Origin of the sequence: Streptomyces sp. SID14478, from assembly GCF_010548525.1 — a bacterium.
GTDB lineage: Bacteria > Actinomycetota > Actinomycetes > Streptomycetales > Streptomycetaceae > Streptomyces.
In genome coordinates this window covers 1-2,963 of record NZ_JAAGMG010001329.1, presented here as the reverse complement: position 1 = coordinate 2,963, position 2,963 = coordinate 1, and the positions used below count along the sequence as shown (strand labels likewise).

The following is a 2,963-nucleotide window of genomic DNA, read 5'->3' as shown; positions in this document are numbered from 1 at the left end:
ACGGGCAGGCCGGCCTGCGCGGCGTAGGCGGCGAGCGTCTCGTCGAGGGCGTCGAGTTCGCGCAGCGCGGTGGCCAGGCGGCGGGCCCGGGGCCCGGACGGGGCCGGGGCGAGCTCCGCCTCCAGTTCCCGGATGAGGGGACTCACACGTCGCCAGGCGCCCGCGGGCTCCGCCTCGCCGCTCGCGAAGAACTGGTCGAGTTCCTTCAGGGACGCGGTCAGGCCCGCGGTGACGAGACGGGCGCGTTCGGCCAGGCGCGGGGCGAGGTCGACGTCGATGTCCGCCGCCACGGCCAGCGCGCGGGCGTGGCCCGTCGCGGTGGTCAGGAGCGCGACCCGGTGCTCCGCCGCGGGCCCACGCACCCCGACGGGCATCCGCACGAGCGGCCGTACGACGCTCTGCACCTGGCTCAGTGCGGCGTCCACCGCACGGGCCGCGCCGCGCAGCCGCACCGGGGCGTCCGGCTCGGACCAGCGCTGCTCGACCTGCATGACGACCTGGGCGAGCGCGTCGACGTAACCGCGTTCCGCCTCCTTGACGACCGTGCGACGCGACAGCGGGAAGATCAGGGCGGCGCACGCGGTGGCGACGAGGACGCCGAGGCCGTTGTCGAGGAGCCGCTCGCCCAGCAGGTGGTTCATGCCGCTGTCGGGGGTGCTCAGGGCGTAGAGCTGTACGAGGGCGACGACCAGGCCGACCACCCAGCAGGCGTAGGCGCGCTGCATGCCCCAGGCGCCGAGGGTGAGGCCGGCGACGATGACGGCGAGCGTCGCGTACACGTGGTCGCGGCCGATGAGGTGCAGCAGCGCGATGCCGAGGACGGCGCCGACGACGGTGCCCACCATCCGGTGGCCGAACTTGCGCAGCCGCTCGTGGGTGGTGTTGGTGCCGAACAGCGTGATCATGACGCCGACCAGGCCCCAGTAGAAGCGGTGCGGGTCGATGGCGTCGGTGATCGGGCAGACGATGGCGGCGGCCACGGCGGCGTGCACGGGGACCCGGACGAACGGGATCACCCGGCGCCAGCCGGTCTCGGAGCCCGCGGCGAGGACGCGTCGCGCGGGTCCGGCCGAGCCGGGCAGCCGGTTGTTCTCCAGGGCGACGCTCTGCTGGAACGGGACGTCGGCCGGTCCGGTCGCCGCGGTGTGGCCGAGGGTGAGCCAGTTGCCCAGGGAGGCGGCGAGCGAGTCGAGGAGGTGCCCGACGCGACGGGCGAGGACGGCAGCCTCGACGTGGTCGGCGGGCGACGCGGGATCGCGCAGGATCGTCTCGGCGCGCTCCTGGATGTGTGCGGCCGCCGGGCGCAGGCCCTCGGCCTGGCCGAGGGGGGTGTCGCGGGCCAGCACGAGGCCGACCGCCAGGGCCTCGCGCAGCGGTTCGGGGACCGGCAGCCGGGTCAGTTCGGTGGCTGCCTGGCCGATGCCGCGCAGGGCGAGTTCGGCGTCGAACAGGTGCCGGTGCAGCAGTTCGGCGGCGGCCGGGTCGGCGGCGACCTCGGGCTGGGCGAGGCGCCCGTCGATGGTGACGGTGGTGATGTTCAGGCGGCGCAGGGCGCGGTTCATACGGCGTACCGCCCGTGCCCGGTCGGCGTCGGCGTCGAGTGCGTCGACGGCGGCGTCGGCCACCCGCCGGGCCTCGACGACGAAGGCGCGCTGGGTGCGCAGCAGGTCCTCGCGGGGCATCGGGTAGCAGAACAGCAGGCGGGTCACGAGGACGGCGGCGGCGGACACGAGGGCCACCGCGAAGGCCTTGCCGACCAGGGACGCCGGGATACCGGCGAGCATGCCGACCATCAGGCCGTTGAACAGCATCATGCCGGTGATCAGGGCCATCGGCCCGAACCGGGCGAGGAAGAACGTCAGGGCGAGCGCCGTGACCATCAGCACCATCTGGGGCACGCGCTGACCGTTCAGGGTGGCGCACAGCCACAGCACGGCCGTGTACGGGAACGGCATCCACAAGATGGCGCGGGCGAGCCGGTCCCAGGTGTTCTCGGCCACCGCGAACGCGCTCATCAGGCCCATCATCCCTGCGACCATCAAGCCGATCATGGGCGGAATGGCGAGGGCCCGGGACATCCCGTAGCCGACGGCCAGCGAGGTGACCATCGCGACCAACGACCGCCATCCGGCCTGGAGTTGGCCCAGTCCTGGATCGGCCGCGAGGACCCAGTCCCACCGTCTGCGCGGTCCGGCGACCCGGTGGGGCGCGAGGTCCGCGGCGGCGGTCGCGGGTGTGGTGGACGTGTCCGGCAGTGTGCCCGGGGTGGTCAACTGGCCTCCGATTCCATGGCGTCGAGCAGTACGGCGATGGCATCTCGCGCGGTGGCGACCGCGCGCTCCGATTCCTCGACGGACGCGACGGGCCCGTCGCTCTCGGCGCCGCTCGCGAGGGCGGCGAGGAGCGCGGCCGCCATCCGGCGGCGCCCGCGTTCGAGCAGGTCGCGTCCGGCGGACGTCAGCGACGTCTCCACCGCGCGCCGGTCGGCGGCGCAGCGCTGCCGCTCCACGAGTCCGGCCTCTTCGAGCTTCTGCAGGCACACGGTGACCCGCGGCTGCGCCATGCCCGTCGCGGTGGCGAGTCCGGTGACCCGCAGCGGCCCTGCTTCGAGCGCGTCGAGCAGGGCGACCTGGCTGCGGGTGAGCCCGAACTCCCCTGCCTTGAACAGGGCTTGGGTCAGCAGTCCGATCCCCCGCAGGAGGCCGCGGGCCGCACCTTCGATGCGCCGGGCCTGGACGGCGCCGGACGCCTCCACGGGTAGATGCATATGGAAAGTATATACATGTCGAATACAAACATCCGACCAGGGGTCCCTCCACCCCGCCCGGCGCCCCCGTGCGGGCCACTTGACCGCAACGACGCGCCGCGTCGCCGCCCGGACCGTACCGTTGCGCACATGTGCTGGAGTGCGACGGCCGACCTGGTGGCGGGCAGCGCGATCGGCGCCGTGGGCGTCGCCTGCG

2 protein-coding genes are annotated in these 2,963 nt (G+C 74.0%); both read right to left on the bottom strand.

The window, feature by feature from the left end; genetic code table 11:
- On the bottom strand, nt 1-2,273 hold a 2,273-nt coding region (locus G3I40_RS42090; RefSeq protein ID WP_164560070.1), incomplete at its 3' end, for an FUSC family protein.
- The gene (locus tag G3I40_RS42085; protein WP_164560069.1) at nt 2,270-2,767 is read right to left on the bottom strand and encodes a MarR family transcriptional regulator; all 498 of its coding nucleotides are present in this window, start codon (nt 2,765-2,767) and stop codon (nt 2,270-2,272) included. The genes G3I40_RS42085 and G3I40_RS42090, both read right to left, overlap by 4 nt.
- Between the last annotated feature and the right edge of the window lie 196 nt (nt 2,768-2,963).